Origin of the sequence: Nucisporomicrobium flavum (assembly GCF_016464385.1) — a bacterium.
Classification (GTDB): Bacteria; Actinomycetota; Actinomycetes; order Mycobacteriales; family Micromonosporaceae; genus Actinoplanes; species Actinoplanes flavus_A.
Genome location: NZ_JADMLH010000023.1, coordinates 1 through 21,338, shown reverse-complemented (window position 1 = coordinate 21,338; position 21,338 = coordinate 1). Strand labels below are relative to the sequence as shown.

General features: G+C 73.4%; 18 protein-coding genes. 12 read left to right on the top strand and 6 right to left on the bottom strand.

The genetic code is table 11. The features are described 5' to 3' along the window. Positions 1-37: 37 nt before the first annotated feature. A complete protein-coding gene (locus tag IT780_RS35930) occupies positions 38-1,078 on the bottom strand; it encodes a DNA polymerase III subunit beta family protein (RefSeq protein ID WP_199516398.1) in 1,041 nt (346 codons plus the stop codon). A gap of 167 nt (positions 1,079-1,245) precedes the next feature. Here IT780_RS35930 and IT780_RS35925 point away from each other — a divergent pair, with 167 nt between their 5' ends. Continuing rightward, positions 1,246-1,626 (top strand): helix-turn-helix transcriptional regulator, encoded by a 381-nt coding sequence (locus IT780_RS35925; RefSeq protein WP_199516397.1) that lies wholly within the window; start codon positions 1,246-1,248, stop codon positions 1,624-1,626. A 5-nt stretch (positions 1,627-1,631) separates the two neighbouring features. Beyond that, positions 1,632-2,048 (top strand): VOC family protein, encoded by a 417-nt coding sequence (locus IT780_RS35920; protein ID WP_199516314.1) that lies wholly within the window; start codon positions 1,632-1,634, stop codon positions 2,046-2,048. Positions 2,049-2,060: 12 nt separating this feature from the next. Here IT780_RS35920 and IT780_RS35915 read toward each other — a convergent pair whose 3' ends face one another. Together IT780_RS35915 and IT780_RS35910 are read right to left on the bottom strand one after the other, a co-directional pair. Further along, positions 2,061-4,751: an alpha/beta hydrolase family protein gene (locus IT780_RS35915; RefSeq protein ID WP_199516313.1), complete on the bottom strand. Its 2,691-nt coding sequence runs from the start codon at positions 4,749-4,751 to the stop codon at positions 2,061-2,063. 43 nt (positions 4,752-4,794) lie between these two features. Further along, positions 4,795-5,388: a LysE/ArgO family amino acid transporter gene (locus IT780_RS35910; protein WP_199516312.1), complete on the bottom strand. Its 594-nt coding sequence runs from the start codon at positions 5,386-5,388 to the stop codon at positions 4,795-4,797. Between the two features lie 66 nt (positions 5,389-5,454). Here IT780_RS35910 and IT780_RS35905 point away from each other — a divergent pair, with 66 nt between their 5' ends. Genes IT780_RS35905 through IT780_RS35895 form a run of 3 tightly spaced genes read left to right on the top strand, consistent with a single transcriptional unit; the run spans position 5,455 to position 7,778 of the window. Beyond that, positions 5,455-6,312, top strand: a complete 858-nt coding sequence (locus tag IT780_RS35905; RefSeq protein WP_199516396.1) for a LysR family transcriptional regulator ArgP — start codon at positions 5,455-5,457, stop codon at positions 6,310-6,312. A 57-nt stretch (positions 6,313-6,369) separates the two neighbouring features. After that, complete coding sequence (locus IT780_RS35900) at positions 6,370-6,897, top strand: RNA polymerase sigma factor (protein WP_199516311.1); 528 nt, start codon at positions 6,370-6,372, stop codon at positions 6,895-6,897. After that, on the top strand, positions 6,897-7,778 hold the full coding sequence (locus IT780_RS35895) for a LolA-like protein (protein ID WP_199516310.1): 882 nt from the start codon (positions 6,897-6,899) through the stop codon (positions 7,776-7,778). The genes IT780_RS35900 and IT780_RS35895 overlap by 1 nt, the downstream gene beginning before the upstream one ends. Positions 7,779-7,783: 5 nt before the next feature. Here IT780_RS35895 and dapD read toward each other — a convergent pair whose 3' ends face one another. Next, positions 7,784-8,731: a 2,3,4,5-tetrahydropyridine-2,6-dicarboxylate N-succinyltransferase gene (gene dapD, locus IT780_RS35890; protein ID WP_199516309.1), complete on the bottom strand. Its 948-nt coding sequence runs from the start codon at positions 8,729-8,731 to the stop codon at positions 7,784-7,786. 46 nt (positions 8,732-8,777) lie between these two features. On the opposite strand from dapD, the gene dapE reads away from it, so the two are divergent. Beyond that, positions 8,778-9,851, top strand: coding sequence for a succinyl-diaminopimelate desuccinylase (dapE, locus tag IT780_RS35885; RefSeq protein WP_199516308.1), 1,074 nt, complete (start codon positions 8,778-8,780; stop codon positions 9,849-9,851). Between the two features lie 21 nt (positions 9,852-9,872). On the opposite strand, the gene IT780_RS35880 is transcribed toward dapE, so the two are convergent. Beyond that, positions 9,873-10,031: a hypothetical protein gene (locus IT780_RS35880; protein ID WP_199516307.1), complete on the bottom strand. Its 159-nt coding sequence runs from the start codon at positions 10,029-10,031 to the stop codon at positions 9,873-9,875. 200 nt (positions 10,032-10,231) lie between these two features. On the opposite strand from IT780_RS35880, the gene IT780_RS35875 reads away from it, so the two are divergent. From IT780_RS35875 to IT780_RS35855, 5 genes are all read left to right on the top strand, one after another. Then, entirely contained in the window at positions 10,232-11,008 is a 777-nt protein-coding gene (locus IT780_RS35875; protein WP_199516306.1) for an LOG family protein, read from the top strand. A gap of 1 nt (position 11,009) precedes the next feature. Further along, positions 11,010-11,558 (top strand): LOG family protein, encoded by a 549-nt coding sequence (locus IT780_RS35870; RefSeq protein WP_199516305.1) that lies wholly within the window; start codon positions 11,010-11,012, stop codon positions 11,556-11,558. Between the two features lie 472 nt (positions 11,559-12,030). Continuing rightward, positions 12,031-13,044: a LacI family DNA-binding transcriptional regulator gene (locus tag IT780_RS35865; RefSeq protein ID WP_199516304.1), complete on the top strand. Its 1,014-nt coding sequence runs from the start codon at positions 12,031-12,033 to the stop codon at positions 13,042-13,044. 38 nt (positions 13,045-13,082) lie between these two features. Then, positions 13,083-16,688, top strand: coding sequence for an ATP-dependent helicase (locus IT780_RS35860; protein WP_199516303.1), 3,606 nt, complete (start codon positions 13,083-13,085; stop codon positions 16,686-16,688). A gap of 11 nt (positions 16,689-16,699) precedes the next feature. Beyond that, the gene (locus tag IT780_RS35855; protein WP_199516302.1) at positions 16,700-20,260 is read left to right on the top strand and encodes an ATP-dependent helicase; all 3,561 of its coding nucleotides are present in this window, start codon (positions 16,700-16,702) and stop codon (positions 20,258-20,260) included. A gap of 24 nt (positions 20,261-20,284) precedes the next feature. Here IT780_RS35855 and IT780_RS35850 read toward each other — a convergent pair whose 3' ends face one another. Beyond that, on the bottom strand, positions 20,285-20,650 hold the full coding sequence (locus tag IT780_RS35850) for a pilus assembly protein CpaE (RefSeq protein WP_233414065.1): 366 nt from the start codon (positions 20,648-20,650) through the stop codon (positions 20,285-20,287). Between the two features lie 268 nt (positions 20,651-20,918). Here IT780_RS35850 and cspE point away from each other — a divergent pair, with 268 nt between their 5' ends. Continuing rightward, entirely contained in the window at positions 20,919-21,122 is a 204-nt protein-coding gene (gene cspE, locus IT780_RS35845) for a transcription antiterminator/RNA stability regulator CspE (protein ID WP_015625344.1), read from the top strand. The last annotated feature ends 216 nt before the right edge of the window (positions 21,123-21,338 follow it).

The following is a 21,338-nucleotide window of genomic DNA, read 5'->3' as shown; positions in this document are numbered from 1 at the left end:
GGGATCGTACAAGCCGGCCTGCGACGACGCTACAGGTTCAATGGCGTACCGGCATGAGAATGGAGAAGCCCGTGGTGCCGCGGACGGCCAGCGGCTTGATCGGACCGTCCAGTTCCAGCACCAGCTGGCCCGGCCCGCCCGCGTCCAGCGCCTGCAGCAGGTACTCGCGGTTGACCGCCACGTGCGCCTCGGCGTCGGCCGCCCAGGCGTGCGCGTCGGCCGTACGCAGCTCACCGGCCGGGCCGACGGTCAGGATCGCGACCTCGAACTCGCGGCCCTCGTGCTCGCGGGTCACCGTGGTGGCCGCACCGAGGGTGGCGCGCAGCTCGGACCCGTCCACGGTGAACCGCCGGGCGCCGGGGGCGTCGAGCGTCACCAGGCGGCGGTGGTCCGGCCAGTCCACGTCCAGGGGCCGAGCCTCGACGCGGCCGCCGGGCGTCTCCGCGACCAGCGTCCCGTCGTCCAGGTGCAGGGTGACCGTGCCGGTGAGCAGCGGGCGCAGCTCGTCCGCGAAGGACAGCGGCGCGGCGACCCGGACCGGCGGCCCGGCCACCGTGGCGGCGGCCTCGGAGACGGCGAGCCGGAACCGGTCGGTGGCGGCCACGGTCAGCACGCCCTCCGCGTCGGTCTCCAGCAGCACGCTGTTGATCATCGGCAGGGCCGGGTCCGCGCAGGCGGCGAAGCGGACCGCGTCGAGGGCGGCGGCGAGCGCGGCGGCGGGCAGGGTGATGCGGGTCATGGTGGTCTCCTCGGCGTCCAGCAGGTGATGGAGTCGGGAGAGCTCGCGGCGGGCGTCGGCCAGGCCGTCCTCCAACCGGCGCAGGTGCTCGTCCAGCAGCTTGCGGACGGCCCGGGGGTCGGGCAGCTCGGCGACCGCCCGGCCGATGTCCGCGACCGGCATGCCGACCCGGCGCAGCCCGGCCACCAGGCGGGCGGCGAGGATCTGCTCCTCGCTGTACCGCCGGTAGCCGGTCGTCGGATCCACCTCGGCCGGCACCAGCACGCCGGCCCGGTCGTAGAACCGCAGGGCGCTGACCCCCAGGCCGCTGGCCCGGGACACCTCGCCGATCCCGCGCATCTCGCTCTCCACACCGCAGAACCCTGGTGCCTCGACAAGGTCGAGGGTCAAATCCCGCACGTCTGTGTCATCGTGCACGTCATGGCACGTGAGTCGAGATCGTGACGGGCCGGCGGCGCGAGGGCAAGAGCGACGACCTGCCGCTGCTGCGCCGCGCCCGGGACCGGATGGACCGCGAGTACGCCGAGCCGCTCGACGTCCCCGCGCTGGCGCGTACGGCGCACATGTCCGCGGGTCACTTCGCGCGCCGCTTCCGCGCCGAGTACGGCGAAACCCCGTACTCGTACCTGATGACCCGCCGGATCGAACGCGCCAAGGCCCTGTTGCGTCGCGGCGACGTGAGCGTGACCGAGGCGTGTCTCCGGGTGGGCTGCACGTCGCTCGGCTCGTTCAGCTCCCGGTTCACCGAGCTGGTCGGGGAGACGCCGAGCGCCTACCGCGCCCGCACCCACGACGGCGTGGCCGGCATACCCGGGTGCATCGCCCGTGGCCTGGGCCAACCGATCAGATCCGGAGAAGCGCCCGGGGCCCGCAGCGCCCTAGCGTGAGCGGCATGACGATTTCGCTGTCGCACTGCTTCCTCATCGTGCACGACTACGACGAGGCCCTGACGTTCTACCGCGACATCCTCGGTCTCGAGGTGCGCGCCGACGTGGAGTTCGAGGATAACCGGTGGCTGACGCTGGGGGCGCCGGACCAGCCCGGCGTCGAGATCGGCCTGGAGATCCCGGGCTACTTCCCGCACACCTCCGACGCCGACCGGCGGGCCACCGCGGACCTGCTGGCGAAGGGGTTGCTGCCGGGGATCATCTTCCGCACCGACGACTGCGACAAGACCTTCGACCGGGTACGGGCGGCCGGCGCCGAGGTGCTCCAGGAGCCGATCGATCAGCCGTACGGCGTCCGCGACTGCGCCTTCCGCGACCCCTCCGGGAACATGGTGCGGTTCTCCCAGTACCCGGAGGGGTGACGCGGCGGACGGTCAGTCGCCGGTGACCGTACCGGTGACCGTGCCGAGGCCGTTCTCCTCGCTGAACTGCAGCTGCACGATCTCGTCGGACTCGGCGGCGCTGTCCGTCACCGTCGGGACGGTGATCTCACCGCTGGTCTTGCCCGGTTCGATCGTCGTGTACGGCGTCAGGTACGTCTCCGACAGCGGCCGGGACGGCTCGGGGTCCTCGTACGCGTACTCCTGGAACCAGGCCGGGTCGACGTCGGTGCTGGACAGCTCGGTGCCGCTCGCCGGCTTCTGCGGCGACGCCCAGATGTCGAACGGCGTCTCGGCGGGCGCGGACAGCTTCACCTGCCAGCGCAGCGTGCCGCCCTCGGCCACCTTGTCCGTCGCCGTGCCCAGGCTGAGCTTCGGCGCCGGGTCGTCGTTGCGGACGTCGATGCCGCCCTGGTAGTCACCGATCACGAAGCCGCGTTCGGCCTTGGCGCCGACCATCTTGCCCTCGTTCTGGCCGTACAGGGTGTCGCCCTTCACCTTGACCGGCACCGGGATGGTACGGGCGCCCGGCCGCACGGTGGCGAGCCACGACGTGCTCTTGTACGTCACGGCGTCCATCATGAACAGCCGGACCGTGCCGCCGCCCCGGCCCGTGATCTTGACCGGAACCTGGTACGTCTTGGTGCCGGAGTTGCCCTCCTTGACCTTCAGGCTGCCGATGTCGATGCGCGGCAGGGAGGTCTCGCGCGGGTCGGGGGTGCCCGGGTCCCAGCCCCAGGCGTCGATCAGGAACGCCCGCCCGCTCGCCGTCCGCGGCGTCAGCTCCAGCTTCGCGACCTTGCCGCGCAGGCCCTTGAGCGGTACGCGCAGCTCCTGCGCCCACCACGACGTCGTGTACTCCGTGCCGGGCAGCCCGTCGGCGCGGACCTCACCCAGCTGCGTACGGTGCCCGTCCGTGCCGATCACGGCGACGCCGAAGCGGTTGCCGGTGCTGTTCGGCGCGACCATGAGCCGCAGCGTGAGGGCCTTGTGCCCGGCGAGCGTGACCGGCTTGGGTGCCTTGAGCGTGACCGGCTTGTCCGCCGTGGTCCATGTCAGGTCGGCCGCGTACCGGCCGGGCTCGGGCGACACGCCGTTGAACGAGACGAAGTGCGCCGAGCGCTCCGTCCAGTTGTCCGGCTCCAGGCAGGCGCTGGCGTCGTCGGCGATCTCGGCGCAGATCCGGGCACCGCTGGTGGCGACGGACGGCGACGGGATCAGCGCGGCGGTGCGCTTGGCGCCGATGGCGTGGCTGAGCACCCGCGCGGGGTCGGCCGACGGCGCACGGACGCCGCTGCCGTCGAGCAGCGGGCGGACCCGGTCGTCGCGGCCCACGAACAGGCGGGCGGCGGCCGCGATGTACGTCGCACCGGCCTTCTGCTCCTGCGCGGCGGTCAGCCGGGTCGGCGCGCCGGGCGAGCAGACCGGGTCGGGCTCCTCGCTCCAGAAGTCGTCCCACGCCGGTGCCGCAGCCTGTCCGGGCGTCCACTCGGTGTTGAAGTAGTTGTGGTTGGCGCCGACCACGTACAGCGAGCTGTGCAGCGCCTTGCCCCGGCTCACGCCGCGGGTCTCGTCGATGAAGATCTGTCCCTGCAGGTCGGAGACGTCGCCGTCACAGCCCGGCAGGATCGTCGCGGACGGCACGTCCGGCACCGGGTTGTGCCCGAAGATCGTCGGGCCGATGAGCAGCAGGCCGCGGATCGTCCAGCGGACCTTGCCGTGGTAGCCGTCCTGCGCGGAGGGCGGCGGGGTGAGCGTGTCCATCGCGGCGCGGCTGACGCCCTCGCCACCGCGGGAGTGGCCCATCAGGAACACCTTGGACAGGTCTGCGCGCGGCGCGGAGCGCACGATCGAGGGAGCGCCGGAGCGGCCGCTGCCGGCCCAGGCGGCCCACTTCGCCAGGTGCTGGCGGACCAGCGAGGAACGGGCCTGCGCACCGCCGTCCTCGGCGGCGTAGTCCTGGCCGTTGATGCCGTTGGCCGAGATCGACACCGTCACGTAGCCCTGCGAGGCGAGCAGCTCCTGGGCCTGCAGGTAGCCGCGGTAGCTCGGGATCGGCTTGGTGCCCCGGGGGCACGGCCAGTCCTGCGGGGCGTCCTCGTCGGCGCCGTTGTAGCAGATCGAGTGCCGGCCGTGCAGGAACAGCGCGAGCGGCCGCTTGCCCGGCGCGCCCTTGGGCGCGACGACCACGGCCTGCATCTCGACCTTCTTGCCGAAGTCGGGGAGCTTGACGCCGGCCAGCGAGTACTCGCCGCGGACCGTCCGGTAGGGGCCCTTGACGCCCGGGTCGACCGGGTTCTTCGCCTGCGGCGCCGGGGTGCTCACCGCGGGCGCCGCGGATCGGCGGCCGGCCGACGGGGCGGCCTCGTCGAGGCGCTTGCCGCCGGCGCGGACCTGCAGCGAGTCGAGGCTGGACACCTCGCCCAGGTCCAGCCGGAACGTGCGCTGGTCACGCTGGGCGAGCGGCCGCCCCAGCAGCCTGTTGCCGGCCCAGAACTCGACAGCGGCGTCGCCCATCGGCACGCGCTTGTCGGAGTGCCAGGTCAGGTGTCCGTCCTGGACGGACCAGCCGGCCGGAAGGCCGGCGGAGGGTGAGGGGTCGGCCGGCGGGGCGGCCCAGGCCTGCCCTCCGGATCCGATCACCACGGCCGCGGCGAGCGCGGCCGACACGAGAAGTCTGCGCATGCGCCCGTGTTTACTCGATACGTGCAAATCGGTCGATGGCCGTCTAAACAAGCAGGGCGATGCCGAGGGCCGCCATCACGGCCGCAATCAGACCGTCGAGCACCCGCCACGCCCCGGGGCGCGCCAGCACCGGCGCCAGCCGCCGCGCGCCCAGTCCCAGCCCGGTGAACCAGACGGCGCTGGCCGCGGCGGCCCCCAGGCCGAAGAACCAGCGGTGCGGATGCTGCTGCGCGACCGCCCCGAGCAGCAGGACGGTGTCCAGGTACACGTGCGGGTTCAGGTACGTCAGCGCGAGGCAGGTGAGCAGGGTCGCCCGCAGGGTGGCCGGGCCGCGGTCGGTGGGAGACAGAGCTGCCGGCCTGAGTGCACGCTTCGCGGCTATGGCGGCGTACGCGAGCAGGAAGGCGGCCCCGGCCCACCGGATCACGGTGACGGCCACCGGGCGCGCGGCCACGACGGCGCCGAGGCCGGCGATGCCGGCGGTGATCAGCGCCAGGTCGGAGACGGCGCAGACGACCACCACCGGGAGTACGTGCTCCCGCCGCAGTCCCTGGCGCAGCACGAAGGCGTTCTGCGCGCCGATGGCGACGATGAGCACGACGGACGCGGCGAAACCGGCGAGGGTGGAGGTGAGCACGTCCTCGACGCTAGGGCGGTGCCATGCTGTTCTCCAGCTAAAGAATCTTCAGGAAGTTAAGGAGAACTGATGGACGCCGTGCAGCTTGCCACGTTCCACGCGGTGATCGGCGAGGGCAGCTTCGACGCGGCCGCGCGGGCGCTGCACGTGACCCCGTCGGCGGTGAGCCAGCGGATCAAGGCGCTCGAGCAGGCCGTCGGTCAGGTGCTGGTCCGGCGCACGAAGCCGGCCGAGCCGACCGAGGCGGGCCAGGCCCTGGTACGCCTCGCCGGCCAGGTCGCGTTGCTGGAACGGGAGGCGCTCGACGCGGCCCGTGGGGCGCTCGGCGGCGGTGGCCGTACCCGGATCGCGGTGGTGGTCAACGCCGACTCCCTGCACACCTGGTTCCTGCCGGCGCTGGCCGCCCTGCCCGGGGACCCGGCGCTCGGCTTCGACCTGCACCAGGACGACCAGGACCACACCGCCGACCTGCTCCGCGCCGGTACGGCCATGGCCGCCGTGACCGCCCAGCACACCGCCGTGCAGGGCTGCAGGGTCGAACGGCTGGGCGCGATGCGCTACCTCGCCGTCGCGGCGCCCGGGGTGTTCGACGACTTCGCCACGACCCCGATGATCGTGCTGAACCGCAAGGACCGGCTGCAGCACCGCTTCCTCGCCTCGGTGACGCGCCGGCACCTCGACCCACCGGTCCACTACGTCCCGGCGGCGGCCGCCTTCGTCGACGCGATCCGGCTGGGCCTGGGCTGGGGCATGGTGCCGGAGCAGCTCGCCCGCCCCGACCTGGCCGCCGGCCGGCTGGCCGAACTCACCCCGGGGCGCCACCTCGACGTGCCGCTGTACTGGCAGTACTGGCGCCTCGAGTCGGCGATTCTGACAACCTTGACCGCAGCCGTCCGCGCCGCCGCCGAAGAAGTTCTGCGCTGACCGGCGAGATTCGCATCGTGCCGGACAGGAAGGGGCAACCGAGGGCGGAGGAACCCCATGACCGAAGAAGAATTCAACGGGTTCTTCGCGGCGAACTTCACGGACGTGTGGGGGTTCGCCCGCCGGCGTACGGACTCCGGTTCCGACGCCGACGACGTCACGGCCGAGACGTTCGCCGTCGCCTGGCGCAGACGTACGCAGATACCGCCTGTCGACGGCCGGTTGTGGCTGTTCGGCGTGGCCCGCAATGTGCTGGCGAACCACCGGCGCTCGGCCCAGCGGCAGCGCGACCTGCACCTGCGGCTGGCGACCATGCACGGCGAACCGGTCGCGGACCAGCAGGACGGGCTCGTCTGGGAAGCGCTGGCCGAGCTGTCCGAGGAAGACCGGGAATTGCTGCTCATGCGCGCCTGGGACGGATTCAGCGTCTCGGACATGGCGACCGTTCTCGGCGTCACGCCGGCGAATGTGTCGTCGCGCCTCTACAAAGCACGGGCCCGTCTTTCCCGCGAACTCGAGCGGCGAGATTCTCCGGATGCCGCACAGGTACGGACCGAATCCCGCGGAAAGGGGAGTGATCGCTGATGACCGCCGACGACGACCGTGGAATCGAGCGGCTCGGCGCGCTGGATCCCGTTCTCCGTGACGCCCCTCCGGCGCCGGGATCAGCCCGTTACCGAGCCATTCTGGAGAAGGCCATGACCCAGACCACCACACCGATCCGTGCCGCCGAGACCCCCGCGGCGCCGCGGCGGGGAAAGCGCCGCGCCCTGTTCGCCGCGATGGCCACCGGGGTCGCCGCCGCGGCTGTCGCGGTGACCGTCGCCGTCACCGGGAACTCGCAGCCCAGTGTGTCGCCGACCACCTCGCTCCCGTCGATCCTGCTGGCCGCCGCCGAGAAGACGCAGAACGTCACGTCGCTGAAGTTCAGCGAGGCCGTACACGGCGGCGGCGCCTTCAGCGCGGAGGGCGAGGTGAACGGCGACGACTACCGCATCGTCACCAAGGGCGAGGGAACCTCGGAGACCATCATCGTCGTGGGGAATCAGCAGTACACGACGCCGGCCGGCGGCAAGACCACGCGCACGAAACTCTCCGCCGACGAGAAAATGGTGCCGTTCACCAAGGCGGCAGGTGATGTCGTCCGCGCCGCCGTCAGCGACGGAAACGTGCAGAAGATCGGCACGGAAAGCGTCCGCGGCGTGGAGGCGACGCATTACCGCCTCACCATCGCGGAGCGTACGAGCGACGCCGACCCCGCCGCCGCCCTGACGAAGCTGCCGGACACCGAGCTCGGCTGGTTCGGCCTCGACGGGGTCGCCGGTTACAGCTCCCAGGTGACGGTGGACATCTGGGTGGCCGACAACCTCGTCCGTCGCATCGGCGGCACGATCCAGGGGCAGGACCCGCTCGCCACCATCGACTTCTACGACTTCAACAAGCCGGTCACCATCAAGGCGCCGTAACTCGTTCAGTCGTTGGCGTGCAGCGCCGCGTTGAGCTCGATGCCCGTTCCCTTCCGGGGGCGGGCCTCGAGCGCGCCGGTGACGGAGTTGCGCAGGAACAGCAGGTTGTCGACGCCGGACAGCTCCCGCGCCTTCACCACGCGGCCGTCCGGCAGGGTGATCTTCGAGCCGGCGGTGATGTAGCAGCCCGCCTCGACCACGCAGTCGTCGCCCAGCGAGATGCCGATGCCCGCGTTGGCGCCGAGCAGGCTGCGCTCGCCGATCGACACCTTGTCCTTGCCACCGCCGGAGAGCGTGCCCATGATCGACGAACCGCCACCGATGTCGGAACCGTCGCCGACGACGACGCCCTGCACGATCCGGCCCTCGACCATCGACGTGCCCAGCGTGCCCGCGTTGTAGTTGCAGAACCCCTCGTGCATGACGGTGGTCCCGCTCGCCAGGTGGGCGCCGAGCCGCACCCGGTCGGCGTCGGCGATGCGTACGCCCGAGGGCACCACGTAGTCCGTCATCCGCGGGAACTTGTCGACGCCGTACACGGACAGGTGCCGGCCGGCCGCGCGCTCGATGAGGCGCAGCTCGTCCACCCGGTCCGGCGGGCAGGGGCCGGCCGAGGTCCACGCCACGTTGGCGAGCTGGCCGAAGATGCCGTCGAGGTTCTGCTCGTTGGGGCGTACCAGGCGGTGCGAGAGCAGGTGCAGCCTCAGGTACGCGTCCGCGGAGTCCTTGATCGGGTCGGCCAGCGAGGCCACCTCGGTGCGCACCTCGACGGTGGCGAGCCCGGCGAGCGCCTTCGGCCCGACGAGGCCGGCGGGCAGGGTGGGTGCGTCCTCCGGCAGGGCGCCGAGGCCGAGATGGCCGGACGGATACCAGGTGTCGAGCACCGTCCCGTCGGTGGTGACGGTGGCGAGGCCGATGCCCCAGGCTGCCGAGGTCGAGATCGCGCTACTCACACCGCGGAACACTACTAGGGCACGTCCGGCCGGTAGTGTGCGGCTCATGGGCAACCCCCTGACCCCGGACGTGCTCGTCGACCCCGTGGTGCTCACCCGCACGCTTGTCGACATCGAGTCTGTCTCGCGCGACGAGAAGGTCATCGCCGACTGCGTGGAGGACGTCCTGCGGCAGGCGCCGCACCTGAGCACCGAGCGCCACGGGAACACGGTGATGGCGCGGACGGACCTCGGCCGCGACCAGCGCGTCGTGCTCGCCGGGCACCTCGACACCGTCCCGGTCAACGGCAACCTGCCCTCGACCGTGGTGGACGACCTCATCTACGGCTGCGGCACCGCGGACATGAAGTCGGGGGTGGCCCTGGCACTGCACCTCGCGGCCACCCTGCCCGATCCCCGCTACGACCTGACGTACCTGTTCTACGAGTCGGAGGAGATCGAGAGTCAGTTCAACGGGCTGCACCTGCTCTCCCAACACCGTCCGGAGTGGCTCGCCGCCGACTTCGCGGTCCTGCTGGAGCCCACGTACGGGGTGGTCGAGGCGGGCTGCCAGGGCACATTGCGGGTGACCGTACGCACCCGCGGGCGCCGGGCGCATCCCGCGCGGGCGTGGCGCGGAGTGAACGCCATCCACGCGGCGGGGGAGGTGCTGCGACGGCTGGGCGACTACCGGCCGCGCACGGTCACCATCGATGGGTGTACGTACCGTGAAGGGCTGAGCGCCGTACGGATCACCGGCGGCGTGGCCGGCAACGTCATCCCGGACGAGTGCGCCGTCGAGGTGGACCTGCGCTTCGCCCCGGACCGTACGGAGCAGCAGGCCCTCGACCACCTGCACGAGGTCTTCGCGGGCTTCGAGCTCGAGGTGACCGACTCGGCGCCCGGGGCGCTGCCGGGGCTGGACGCCGCCCCGGCCCGCGACTTCGTGACCGCGGTGGGCTCGGAGCCGGCCGCGAAGCTGGGCTGGACCGACGTGTCGCGGTTCTCGGCGCTGGGCGTGCCCGCGCTGAACTACGGGCCGGGGGACCCGATGCTGGCCCACGCCCCGGACGAGCACGTCGAGATCGGCAAGATCCGCGACGGTGCCGCCACGCTGCACCGCTGGCTGGCGGCGTACTGAATCGGCGGCCCTGCCGGGATCTCAGGCCTGCTGCGGCCGCGGTATCTCGACCGTGGTCTCGGGGTCGAACGCCGGGTCCGCCGGCGGCCGCAGGGCGAGCGCCAGGCGGCGTTCCTCGACGACCTGCCGGATCCGCCGCTGCATGCGGCGCTGCATCTTCATGCGCTCGTAACGGGTCATCACGGTGGCTCCTTCGCCCAGATGCCCGGCCGGAGCCGAGCGCCGTGCCTGCCGTGCGGGTGGGTCGGTAACTGTACAGACGTCGCGGAGCTACCGTCCGTGGCTTCAATCTGGCAAAAACGCCGCGGGGCCGCAATCCTCTTGCCGAAACCCAACCGGTTATTCACCGGTTACGGACCGTCCGCACTACCGTGGGTGCCATGACGGACAGCACCAACGGCCGTGAGCGCGTACCCCAGGAGCGTCATCGCGGCGCCGTCACGCTGCGGCGTGATTCGATACCGCCGAGCACGGCCGACGAGAAACTGCTCGACTCGCACCACCGGGGTGAGTGGAAGACGAAGGACGCCTGGCGCGCCCTGCGGATCCTGTCGGAGTTCGTCGAGGGCTTCGACACCCTCGCGGACCTGCCGCCGGCGGTGAGCGTCTTCGGCTCCGCCCGCAGTTCCCCGGACAGCCCCGAGTGCGAGCTCGCCACCCAGTTGGGCGCGGCCCTGGCCGGGGCCGGCTACGCGGTGATCACCGGCGGCGGCCCGGGCGTGATGGAGGCGGCCAACCGCGGCGCCACCGAGGCCGGCGGCATGTCGGTCGGGCTCGGTATCGAACTGCCGTTCGAGCAGGGGCTCAACGACTGGGTCGACATCGGCATCGACTTCCGCTACTTCTTCGTCCGCAAGACCATGTTCGTCAAGTACGCGCAGGCCTTCGTCGTGCTGCCGGGCGGCTTCGGGACCCTGGACGAGCTGTTCGAGGCGGTCACGCTCGTACAGACCCGCAAGGTGACCCGGTTCCCGGTGATCCTCATGGGCACGGAGTACTGGGGCGGCCTCTTCGACTGGATCAAGCAGCGGCTGCTCGCCGACGGCAAGGTGAGCGCGGACGATCTTGACCTCATCACGGTGACCGACGACGTCGAGGAGGCGGTCAAGATGATCGTGGACGCCGACCGCGCGGCCAACGGCAACGGGAAGCGGTGACGTGGCGGCCATCTGCGTTTTCTGCGCCTCCTCGTCCGCGATCGACCGCAAGCACCTCGACCTGGCCACCGCGTTCGGCAAGGCCCTCGGCCCGCGCGGGCACACGCTCGTCTCGGGCGGCGGCTGCGTCGGCATGATGGGCGCGGTCGCCGACGGGGCCCGGTCCGGCGGCGCCCACACCCTCGGCGTGATCCCGCAGTCCCTGGTGGACCTCGAGGTCGCCGACCCCTCCGCCGACGAGCTGGTCGTCACCACCGACATGGGCGCCCGCAAGAACATCATGATCGAGCGCTCCGACGCGTTCGTGACCCTGCCGGGCGGCCTCGGCACCCTGGACGAGCTGTTCGAGGTGTGGACGACCGCCACCCTCGACCTGCACCGCAAGCCGATCGTCGTCCTCGACCCGGACGGCTTCTACGGCGGACTGTGGCGCTGGCTGGGTGAGATCACCGGGACCGGGTTCGTCCGCGGGCCCGCGCTCGCCCAGGTCACGCTGGTCACCTCGATCGACGCCGCGCTGGACGCCGTCGAGCGGGCGCTGACGGCCTGAAGGGTTGTCACGCCGGGGGCGGTAGTCATCCGTCCCCGGCGTGACCGGGGCCTCGGCAGCCCGCCGGGCGACGCGGTGGGCGCGCCGGGGCATGCTCTCACCGGACGCGCGCCCCGGTGCGCGACGCTCCCGCGCGGCCGGCGGCTTGACGCTGCCGGGCCGGGTTCTCGTCGCCGCGGTGCCACGGCGGCCCGCGGCGGCGAAGGGGCGCCGCGGATGCCGGCGGCATACCGGCCACCGCCGCCCGCGGGTACGGGGTCAGGCGGGTCCGTGGGGCGTCCCCGGCCCTGCCGAACCGGTGCGACTGCGGCTGCCGGCTCGGCAGGGGGTCTGCTAGATGGGTTTAGCGCTGACGCTCCTCGCTTCCTTGCCGGGCGTCAAGGGTTGTCGATGTGCCAACACCTGCGTGAAGTTTCGCGAAAGGCGCGGAGCCGCGTCGGCGCCGTGGACCGCGCGTGGAACACTTTGCGCCATGCCTCAGCAACGGGCCACCCTGCTGCAGGTCGCACAGCGGGCCGGTGTGTCCCGCAGTACGGCGTCCTTCGTCCTCGCCGGACGCCACGTCGACATGCGGATATCCGAGGACGCCCGGCAACGGGTGCTCCGCGCGGCCCAGGAGCTCGACTACCGGCCCAACCTCATGGCGCGGAGCTTGCGGACCAAGGTCACCAAGACCGTCGCGCTGGTCTCCGACACCCTCGCCTCCGACCCGTACGCCGGCCGCGCCATCCACGGCGCCCTCGCCGCCGCGGTCGCCCACGGACACCTGCTCTTCATCGGCGAGACCGAGGGCGACGCGGTCGTCGAGGAGAAGCTGATCTCCGACTTCCTCGACCGGCAGGTCGACGCGTTCGTGTACGCGAGCATGTTCACCCGCTACGTCCGCATCCCCAAGGTGATCAAGGGCCACCCGGTGGTGCTGCTCAACTGCCTGACCCGGGCGGCGAGACCGGCGTACCACTCGGTGATCCCCGACGAGGTGGGCGCCGGCTGGAGCGCCGCCAAGACGGTCATCGAGGCCGGCCACCGCGACGGCATCCACCTCGTCGGCAGCCCCGCCCAGCACGTCTTCGCCGGGCGCGAACGGCTCGCCGGCATCCGCGAGGGCTTCGGTGCCGCGGGGGTCAGGCTCGCCGGCACGATCGACTGCGACTGGTGGCCCGAGCCCGCGTACGAGGCGGTGCGCGCCGCGCTGGTAAACGGGCTGAAGCCGCGGACGCTGATCTGCCTGAACGACCGGATCGCGCTGGGGGCGTACCAGGCGTTGCGTGAGGCCGGACACGCCATCCCGGACGACGTGTCGGTGCTCTCCTTCGACGACTCCGACCTCGCGGCGTGGCTGCGACCCCAGCTGACCAGCATCTCCCTGCCGCACTACCAGCTCGGATGGAAGGCCGTGGAGCTGCTCCTCGGCCCCCCGGGCGAACCGCAGGTGCACCGCGTGCCCATGCCCGTACGCCTGCGCGCCTCGATCGGGAAACCCTGAAGCGGATTTTGTCGTAGCTGCGTGGTGTCATTGGTGCCGTGACTTCGACCCCCGCGGCAGTGCGCCGGCCCGCGTACCGGCTGGTGCGCCGCCCCGCGCCCGCCGCGGCGCCGCTGCTGGACGACCCGGTGCAGCGGTATGTCGCCGGTCATACGGACGGTCCGCTGCTGGTCGTCGGCGGCCCCGGCACGGGCAAGACCACGGTGCTGGTCGAGGCGGTCGCCGAGCGCATCGCCGCGGGCGTCGACCCCGAGCGCATCCTGGTGCTGACCTTCGGCCGCCGCGGCGCCACCGCGCTGCGCGACCGCATCGAGGCCCGGATCGGCGGCGCGACCTACCACGAGCCCTTGGTACGCACCTTCCACGCGTACGCCTTCGGCCTGCTCCGCCGCGCGGCCGCCGAGCGCGGCGAACCGTCCCCCCGGCTGCTCACCGGTCCGGAGCAGGATCTCATCATCCGCGAGCTGCTCGAGGTCGTCGGGGACGACCAGGCGCCGGACACGGTCCGCTGGCCGGAGGCGCTGCGCCCGGCCCTGCCCACCCGCGCCTTCGCCCAGCAGCTCCGCGACCTCATGCAACGAGCGGCCGAGCGCGGCATCGGCCCGGTCGAGCTCGCCCGCCTCGGCGAGAGACTCGGCCGCGACGACTGGCCCGCCGCGGCCCGCTTCCTCCGCGAGTACGTGGCCGTCCTCGCCCTGCGCGACGTCACCACCCGCGGCTCGACGGCCTACGACCCGGCCGAGCTCATCCGCGCGGCCGCCGGCCTGCTCACCGACGACCCGGGCCTGCTGGAGGCGGAGCGCCGCCGCCTGGCGTACGTCTACGTCGACGAGCTCGCCGACACCGACCCGGCCCAGATCGACCTGCTCACCCTGGTGGCGGGCGGCGGCAAACCGCTGGTGGCGTTCGGCGACCCGGACTCCTCCATCTACGGCTTCCGCGGCGCCGACCCGGAAGCGATCGACACCTTCCCGGCCCGCTTCCGCACGGCATCGGGCGCGCTGGCGGAAGTCATCACGCTGCACACCAACTACCGCGCCCGCCCGGGCCTGCTGGCCGCCACGAGCCGGGTCGCCCGACGCATGCGCGGCCGGGTCCGCCACCGCCCCATGCACCCCCCGGCCGCACACGCACCCTCCGCGCCCGCCGCTACGCCGGCTGGTCCTGCTTCCTCGGCCGGATCCGCCTCGCCGGCGCCTGAGGCGGTCGTGCGTACCTTCCGCTCGCCGACCAGCGAGACCGCGTTCGTCGCGCACGCCCTGCGCGAGGCCCACCTGCTGCACGGCGTCCCCTGGTCCCGGATGGCCGTGGTGCTGCGGTCCACCAGCCTGCAACTGCCCTCCCTGCAGCGCGGGCTCGCGGCCGCCGGCGTGCCCACCGTCACCCATGCCGAGGACATGCCGCTGCACCTGCAACCCGCGGTCGCGCCGTTCCTGCTGCTCCTGCGCTGCGCCCTCGACCCCGCGGTGCTGGACGAGGAGGCGGCGGTCGCGCTGCTGCACTCGCCGCTGGGCGGGGCGGACCCGCTGGCCGAGCGGCGGCTGCGGCAAGGACTGCGGGCGCTCGCGCTGGCGGCCGGCGACCGCAGGCCCTCCGGCGAGCTGCTCGTCGACGCGGTGCGCGACCCGGCCGGCCTCGACATGGTGGAGCGACGCTGGGCGGCGCCCGCGCAGAACGTCGCCCGGCTGCTCGCCACCGCCCGGGAGGCGGCGGCCGCGCCGGCCGCGACCGCCGAGCAGGTGCTCTGGTCGGTCTGGCGCGCCGGCGGTCTCGCCGAGAAGTGGTACGCCCTCAGCACCCGCGGCGCCCCGGCCGACCCCGGCGGCGAGGGCGGCCGGGCCCGGCAGTGGCGCGCCGAGGCAGCCGACCGCGACCTCGACGCGATGGTGGTGCTGTTCGACGCCGCCGCCCGTTTCGTCGACCGGCTGCCGGGTGCGCGTACGGAGGTGTTCCTCGACCACGTGCTCGGCCAGGACCTGCCCGCCGACTCCATCGCCCCGAGCGCGGACCGCGGTGAGGCCGTACGCCTGCTCACCGCGCACGCCGCCAAGGGCCTGGAGTGGGATGTCGTGGTGCTGGCCGGCGTCCAGGAGGGCATCTGGCCGGACCTGCGGCTGCGCGGCAGCCTGCTGGGCTCGGAACGCCTCGTCGACGTCCTCGCGGGCCGGGCCGCCCCGGACACGGCGGCGATCGCCGGTCAGACCTCGGCGCTGCTCGACGAGGAACGCCGCCTCTTCTACGTGGCCACCACCCGGGCCCGGCAGCGGCTGGTCGTGACCGCGGTGGCCTCGGCCAGCGTGGGCGGCGCGGACGGCGAGGAGCAACCGAGCCGCTTCCTGAGCGAGCTGGCCATGCCGGACCGCCGCGGCGGAGGCGACCCACCGCCCGCCGGCCCGGGCGGCCCAGGCGGCCCGGGCCCCACGGAACCGGGCCCGGACGACCCCGGCCCCCCGGAACCCGAACCCGACGACGACCCGGACGCCCGCGAGCCGGACCCCACCGACGCCGGCGCCGGCGAGCCGGACCCCGGCAACGCGGACATCCAGAAACCCGGGGAGGGCGAGGGTGACTTCGAGCTGCCCTTGGGCCGCCCGCCCCGCGCCCTCACCCTGTCCGCGCTGGTCGCGGAGCTGCGTACCGTCGTGGTAGCGCCCGACGCCACGCCCGCCCGGCGGCATGCCGCAGCGGCCGAGCTGGCCCGGCTCGCCCAGGCCGGGGTGCCCGGGGCCCATCCCGACGAGTGGTGGGGGCTGCGGCCGCTCTCCGACGACCGGCCGCTGGTCGACGACGGCGAGCCGGTGAAGGTGACGCCGTCGGCGATGGAGAGCGCTCTGCGGTGCAGCCTGCGCTGGCTGCTGGAACGCCATGGCGGTGCCGCGCCGGCCGGACCCGCGCAGGGGGTCGGCAACCTGGTGCACGCCGCGGCGATGCTGGCCGAGGACGCGAACGCCGACCGGGAGCGGCTCGTCGAGTACGTGTCGGCGCGGTTCGACGCGATCGAGCTGGCGGCGCGCTGGCTGGCCGGGCCGGAGCAGGAACGCGCGCAGGGCATGGTGGACAAGCTGCTGCGCTGGCTGGCGCGCAACCCGCGGCGGCTGCTCGCGATCGAGCACGAGTTCACCGTGCGCCTCGACGACCCGACGCGGCCGATCCAGCTCACCGGGCGGGTCGACCGGCTGGAGGTGGACGAGCAGGGCCGGCTGGTCGTCATCGACCTGAAGACCGGCAAGAGCACCGCGGTCACCGCGAGCGAGGTGGAGGAGCACGCCCAGCTCGCCGGATATCAGGCCGCCGTGGACGCGGGCGCGTTCGACCAGCTCGCCGAGGGCGCCGGCAGCGGCGGGGCGGCGTTGGTGCAGCTCGGGCCGAGCAAGGAGGCGCGCGAGCAGATGCAGGTGCCGCTCGCCGAGGCCGACGACCCGCAGTGGGCGTACGCGATGGTCCGCCGCACCGCCGACACGATGGCCGCGGCGACCTTCTCAGCCGTCGCGAACGCGAAGTGCCGGGTCTGTCCGGTGCGGACCAGCTGCCCGGTCAGCGGTCAGGGCCGGCAGGTCGTCGAACCCGGCCCCGCGCCGTCCACGCGCGCCGGCACCGTCGGCGGGCCGGCGTCCGGTCCGCCCGCCGCGGACCAGCGAGGGTAGAACCGTCCACGATGACGCAACCGAGCCTTTTCGCCGACGCCGAACCCCGGCCGCGGCGGCGCGCCGATGCCGGGCCGCGCTACACCCCGCTGGAGCTCGCCCGGCTGCTGCGGCTGCACGCGCCCACCCCGGAGCAGGCCGCGATCATCGCGGCCCCGGTCGAACCCGTCCTGGTCGTCGCGGGTGCCGGGTCCGGAAAGACGGAGACGATGGCCTCGCGGGTGGTCTGGCTCGTCGCCAACGGGTACGCCCACCCGGACGAGATCCTCGGCCTGACGTTCACCCGTAAGGCCGCCGGCGAGCTGGCCCATCGCGTACGGACGCGGCTCGGTCAGCTGGTCCGCCGGCTGGGGCAGCAGGAGGCGCTGGCCGGGGAGCCGACGGTCGCCACCTACCACTCGTACGCGGCCCGCGTGGTCACCGAGCACGGCCTGCGCGCCGGGTACGAGCCGTCCGCCCGGCTGCTCACCGAGGCGGCCCGGTGGCAGATCGTGGACTCGCTGGTGCGCTCGTACACCGGGGAGATGACGGGGCTGAACCGCGCGCCCGGCACCGTCACCGACGACGTGCTGGCGCTCTCCGGCGAGCTGGCCGAGCACCTCGTCGGCCCCGACGACCTGGCCGCGTGGACGGGACGGTTCTTCGCCGACGTGCAGTCGCTGCCCGGCCGGGTCTACAAGGACGTCGCCGACATGCTGCAGCGCCAGCGGCACCGGCTCACCCTGCTGCCCCTCGTACGCCTCTATGAGCAGCGCAAACTCGACCTGGAGGCGATGGACTTCGGCGACCAGATGGCCCGCGCCGCGCTGGTGGCCCGGAATCATCCCGAAGTGGGTGCGATCGAGCGGGGCCGCTACAAGATCGTGCTGCTGGACGAGTACCAGGACACCAGCCACGCCCAGGTCGTGCTGCTGAACGCGCTGTTCGGCGGCGGCCACCCGGTGACCGCGGTCGGCGACCCCTGCCAATCGATCTACGGCTGGCGCGGTGCGTCCGCGGGCACGCTTGACCGTTTCCCCGCCGAGTTCACCGGCCCCGGCGGTCGCGAGGCGTGGGTGCTGAATCTGACCCGGAGCTGGCGCAACCGTCCCGAGATCCTCCAGGTCGCCAACGCCCTCTCGCGTCCGCTGCGCGCCGCCGGCGCCCGGGTTGCCGAGCTCGTCCCGGCCCAGCGGGTGGCTGATCGCGTCGGTGGCCGCACGGTGGCGTGCGCGCTGCTGTCCACGTACGCGGAAGAGGCGGATTGGATCGCGGACTCGGTGCTGGCCTCGTGGCGGGCGGCGGCCCGGCTGCCGGAGGCGGCGCCGGCGGACATCCCGCTGGAGAAGCGGCCGACCAGCGCGGTCCTGGTCCGGGTGCGCAGCCAGATCCCGGCGATCGAGGAGGCGCTGCGTGCCCGCGGCCTGCCCGTCGAGGTGGTGGGCCTGGGCGGCCTGCTCGACACGCCGGAGGTCCGCGACGTCGTCTGCACGCTGCGGGTGCTCGCCGACCCGACCGACGGCGCGGCCCTGCTGCGCCTCCTGACGGGCGCCCGCTGGCGCATCGGCCCGCGCGACCTGGTGGCGCTGCACCGCCGGGCCCGGGCGATCGCCTCCGCCCGCGCCGCCGCGACAACCGGCCCATCGACGACGGCGCCCGGCTCCGGCTCTACCCCGACGCCCGGTTCCGGCTCTTCTGCGGCGCCCGGTCCGGATGATGCGCAGCAGATCTTCGGGGACCGGCTCGAGGACGCCACGCTCGTCGAGGCGATGGCCGACCTGGGGGCACCCCAGCAGTACTCGCAGGAGGGCTACCTGCGGCTGCGCGCGTACAGCAGGGAGCTGGCGGAACTGCGCCTGCGCCTCGACCAGCCGCTGCCCGACCTGGTCGCCGACATCGAGCGCACCACCGGCCTGGACGTCGAGGTCGCCGTACGCGGCTGGGGCGCGGGTGACGCAGGCCTGGCCCGAGGCCACCTCGACGCGCTCGGAGACGTCGCCGCCCGGTACGCGGGCGAGACCGACGGCGGCACGCTCGCGGGGTTCCTCGCGTTCCTCGCCGCGGCCGAGGAGGAGGAGCGCGGCCTCACCCCCGGCCAGGTGGACGTGGTCGAGGGCGCCGTCCAGATCCTGACCGCCCACGCCGCCAAGGGCCTGGAGTGGGACGTGGTCTCCGTGGCGGGTCTCACGAAAAACGTGTGGCCGGGCATGACCCGGGGCTCGGACAACTACCTGGGCGGCATCGGGGTGCTGCCGTTCCCGCTGCGGGGGGACTCCGACGGGCTGCCGGAGCTGGACCTGGCGGAGGCCGTCGACCAGAAGGACGTGGCCGCGGCCGTGACGGCGTTCGGGCGGGCGTGGCGTGAGCACGACGAGCGGGAGGAGCGGCGGCTCGCGTACGTGGCCGTCACCCGTCCGCGCCGGCTGCTGCTGGCGTCGGGCTACTGGTGGGGCGACGGCGTGAAGCGGCCCCGCGGCCCGTCGGTGTTCCTGACCGAGATCCGGGACGCCTGCGGCGAGGGCGTCGGGGTGGTCGAGCACTGGGCGCCGGAACCGCCCGGAGACGCCGCCAATCCCAGCGCCGAGTTGGTGGCGTCGGCGGAGTGGCCGTCGGACCCGCTGGGCGCGCGCCGCCCGGCGATGGCGGCGGCCGCCGACCTGATCCGGCGGATGATCGCCGCACCGACCCCGGAGGCGGCGGCCGCGTTCGCCGAGCTGGCGGAGTCGGACGCCGAGGTGGGGGCGCGCGCCGGACTGGCCGCCGACCTGACCGGGCTGGCCCCGCCCGCAACCGAAGCCCTCCAGGCTACGGCTCAGGCCGCGGAGGGCCGGCCTGCGGAGCCGCAGCCCGCGGGTGCGGAAGCCGAACCTGCCGAGCCGGCCGCCGAGGTGGATCCGGACGTGCAGCGGTGGCGGCAGGAGGCGGCGTTGCTGCTAGCCGAGCGGGAGGAACGGGTCCGGCGCGACGGCCCGCTCGAGGTGGCGCTGCCGCCGCACTTGTCGGTGTCCCAGCTGGTCGTCCTGCGCCGCGACCCGCAACTGCTGGCCCGCTCCCTGCGCCGGCCGCTGCCGCAGCGGCCCGCGCCCTTCGCGCGGCGGGGCACGGCGTTCCATGCCTGGCTGGAGCAACGGTACGGGTCCGTACGCCTGCTCGACCTCGACGAACTGCCCGGCGCGGCGGACGACGACGCGGCGGCGGACGAGGAGCTGGCCGCGTTGCAGGAGGCATTCCTGGCGGGGGAGTGGGCGGACCGTACGCCGGTCGAGGTCGAGGTCCCGTTCGCCACCACCGTGGCCGGTGTGGTGATCCGTGGCCGGATGGACGCCGTCTTCGCCGAGCCCGGCAACCGCTTCGACGTCATCGACTGGAAGACCGGCCGGCGCCCCGCCGCAGCCGACGCCGCGGCCGCCACTGTGCAGCTCGCGGCGTACCGGGTGGCATGGGCGGCGCTGGCGGGCGTGCCGGTCGCACGGGTACGGGCCGGCTTCCACTACGTCCGCGACGGCGTGACCGTACGCCCGGCCGACCTGCTCGACGCCGACGGCCTGGCCGCGCTCATCGCCGAGCTCCCCGAGGCCGACCCGGGCCGGTGAGCCCCCGGGAGCCCTGGCCCCCGGTCAGAGGCCGGCAGCGGCCAGGAGATGCAACAGAGCCGCCGCGTACGCCTCCTCCGGCGACGCCGCGGTGAACGTACGGTCCTCACCCAGCAGGGTGATGCCGACCTCGTAGCCCGCGTCGCCCCGTCGCAGGCTGCGGAAAGTCCCGCCGAGCAGGTCGCGCAGCTGGTCCTCCCGGGGCAGCCAGAGCGCCTCGTCGAGCTCCACGTCGTCGAGCGCCCACTCGGTGGTGCCGTTGAAGCCGATGACGCGCCCCTCGGGCACCGGGTACACCTCGATGGTCATGTTGCTGAGCACGAAGGTGTCCTCGTCCAGGTCTCGGTCGGGGATGGCGAAGCTGTCCCCCGGGGCGGGCTTCCACCCCAACCCTGCCTCCCTGAGTTGCCGTGCCACTTCCACGCCGATCACGAGCAGACCCCCTTGTGCGTGCTAGGCTCCTACGCGTTGTGTCAGTTTGGTTCCCAAGTACTCAGGAGCGCCTGTGGGGAAGTCTGCCCCAGGCGCTCTTTGTCGTAACCCGGGGTTCTCCGGTACGGGCGATCAGTACGGCAGCACGAGTCCCGCGAAGTGCGAGACTTATTACCTCGTTCCCGTCCATAATGGTCGGGAGCGATCGACCGTCGAGGAGACGATCATGGTTACCGGCGTAGTGAAGTGGTTCAACGCGGACAAGGGCTTTGGGTTCATCACCCCGGACGACGGCGGCGCCGACGTCTTCGCCCACTTCTCCGCCATCCAGACTTCCGGCTACCGCAGCCTGGACGAGAACCAGCGGGTCGAGTTCGAGGTGACCCAGGGCCAGAAGGGCCCGCAGGCGGCCAACATCCGCCCGCTCTGATTCCAGCCCAGCGCTGACGCGCCGGCGCCGGCCCTCCGCGAGGAGGCCGGCGCCGTCGTGCTTTCCGGCCGTTTCGCCCGCCGCCCGCTGCCCGCTGCCCGCTGCCCGCTGCCCGCTGCCCGCTGCCCGCTGCCCGCTGCCCGCTGCCCGCTGCCCGCTGCCCGCTGCCCGCTGCCCGCTGCCCGCTGCCCGCTGCCCGCTGCCCGCTGCCCGCTG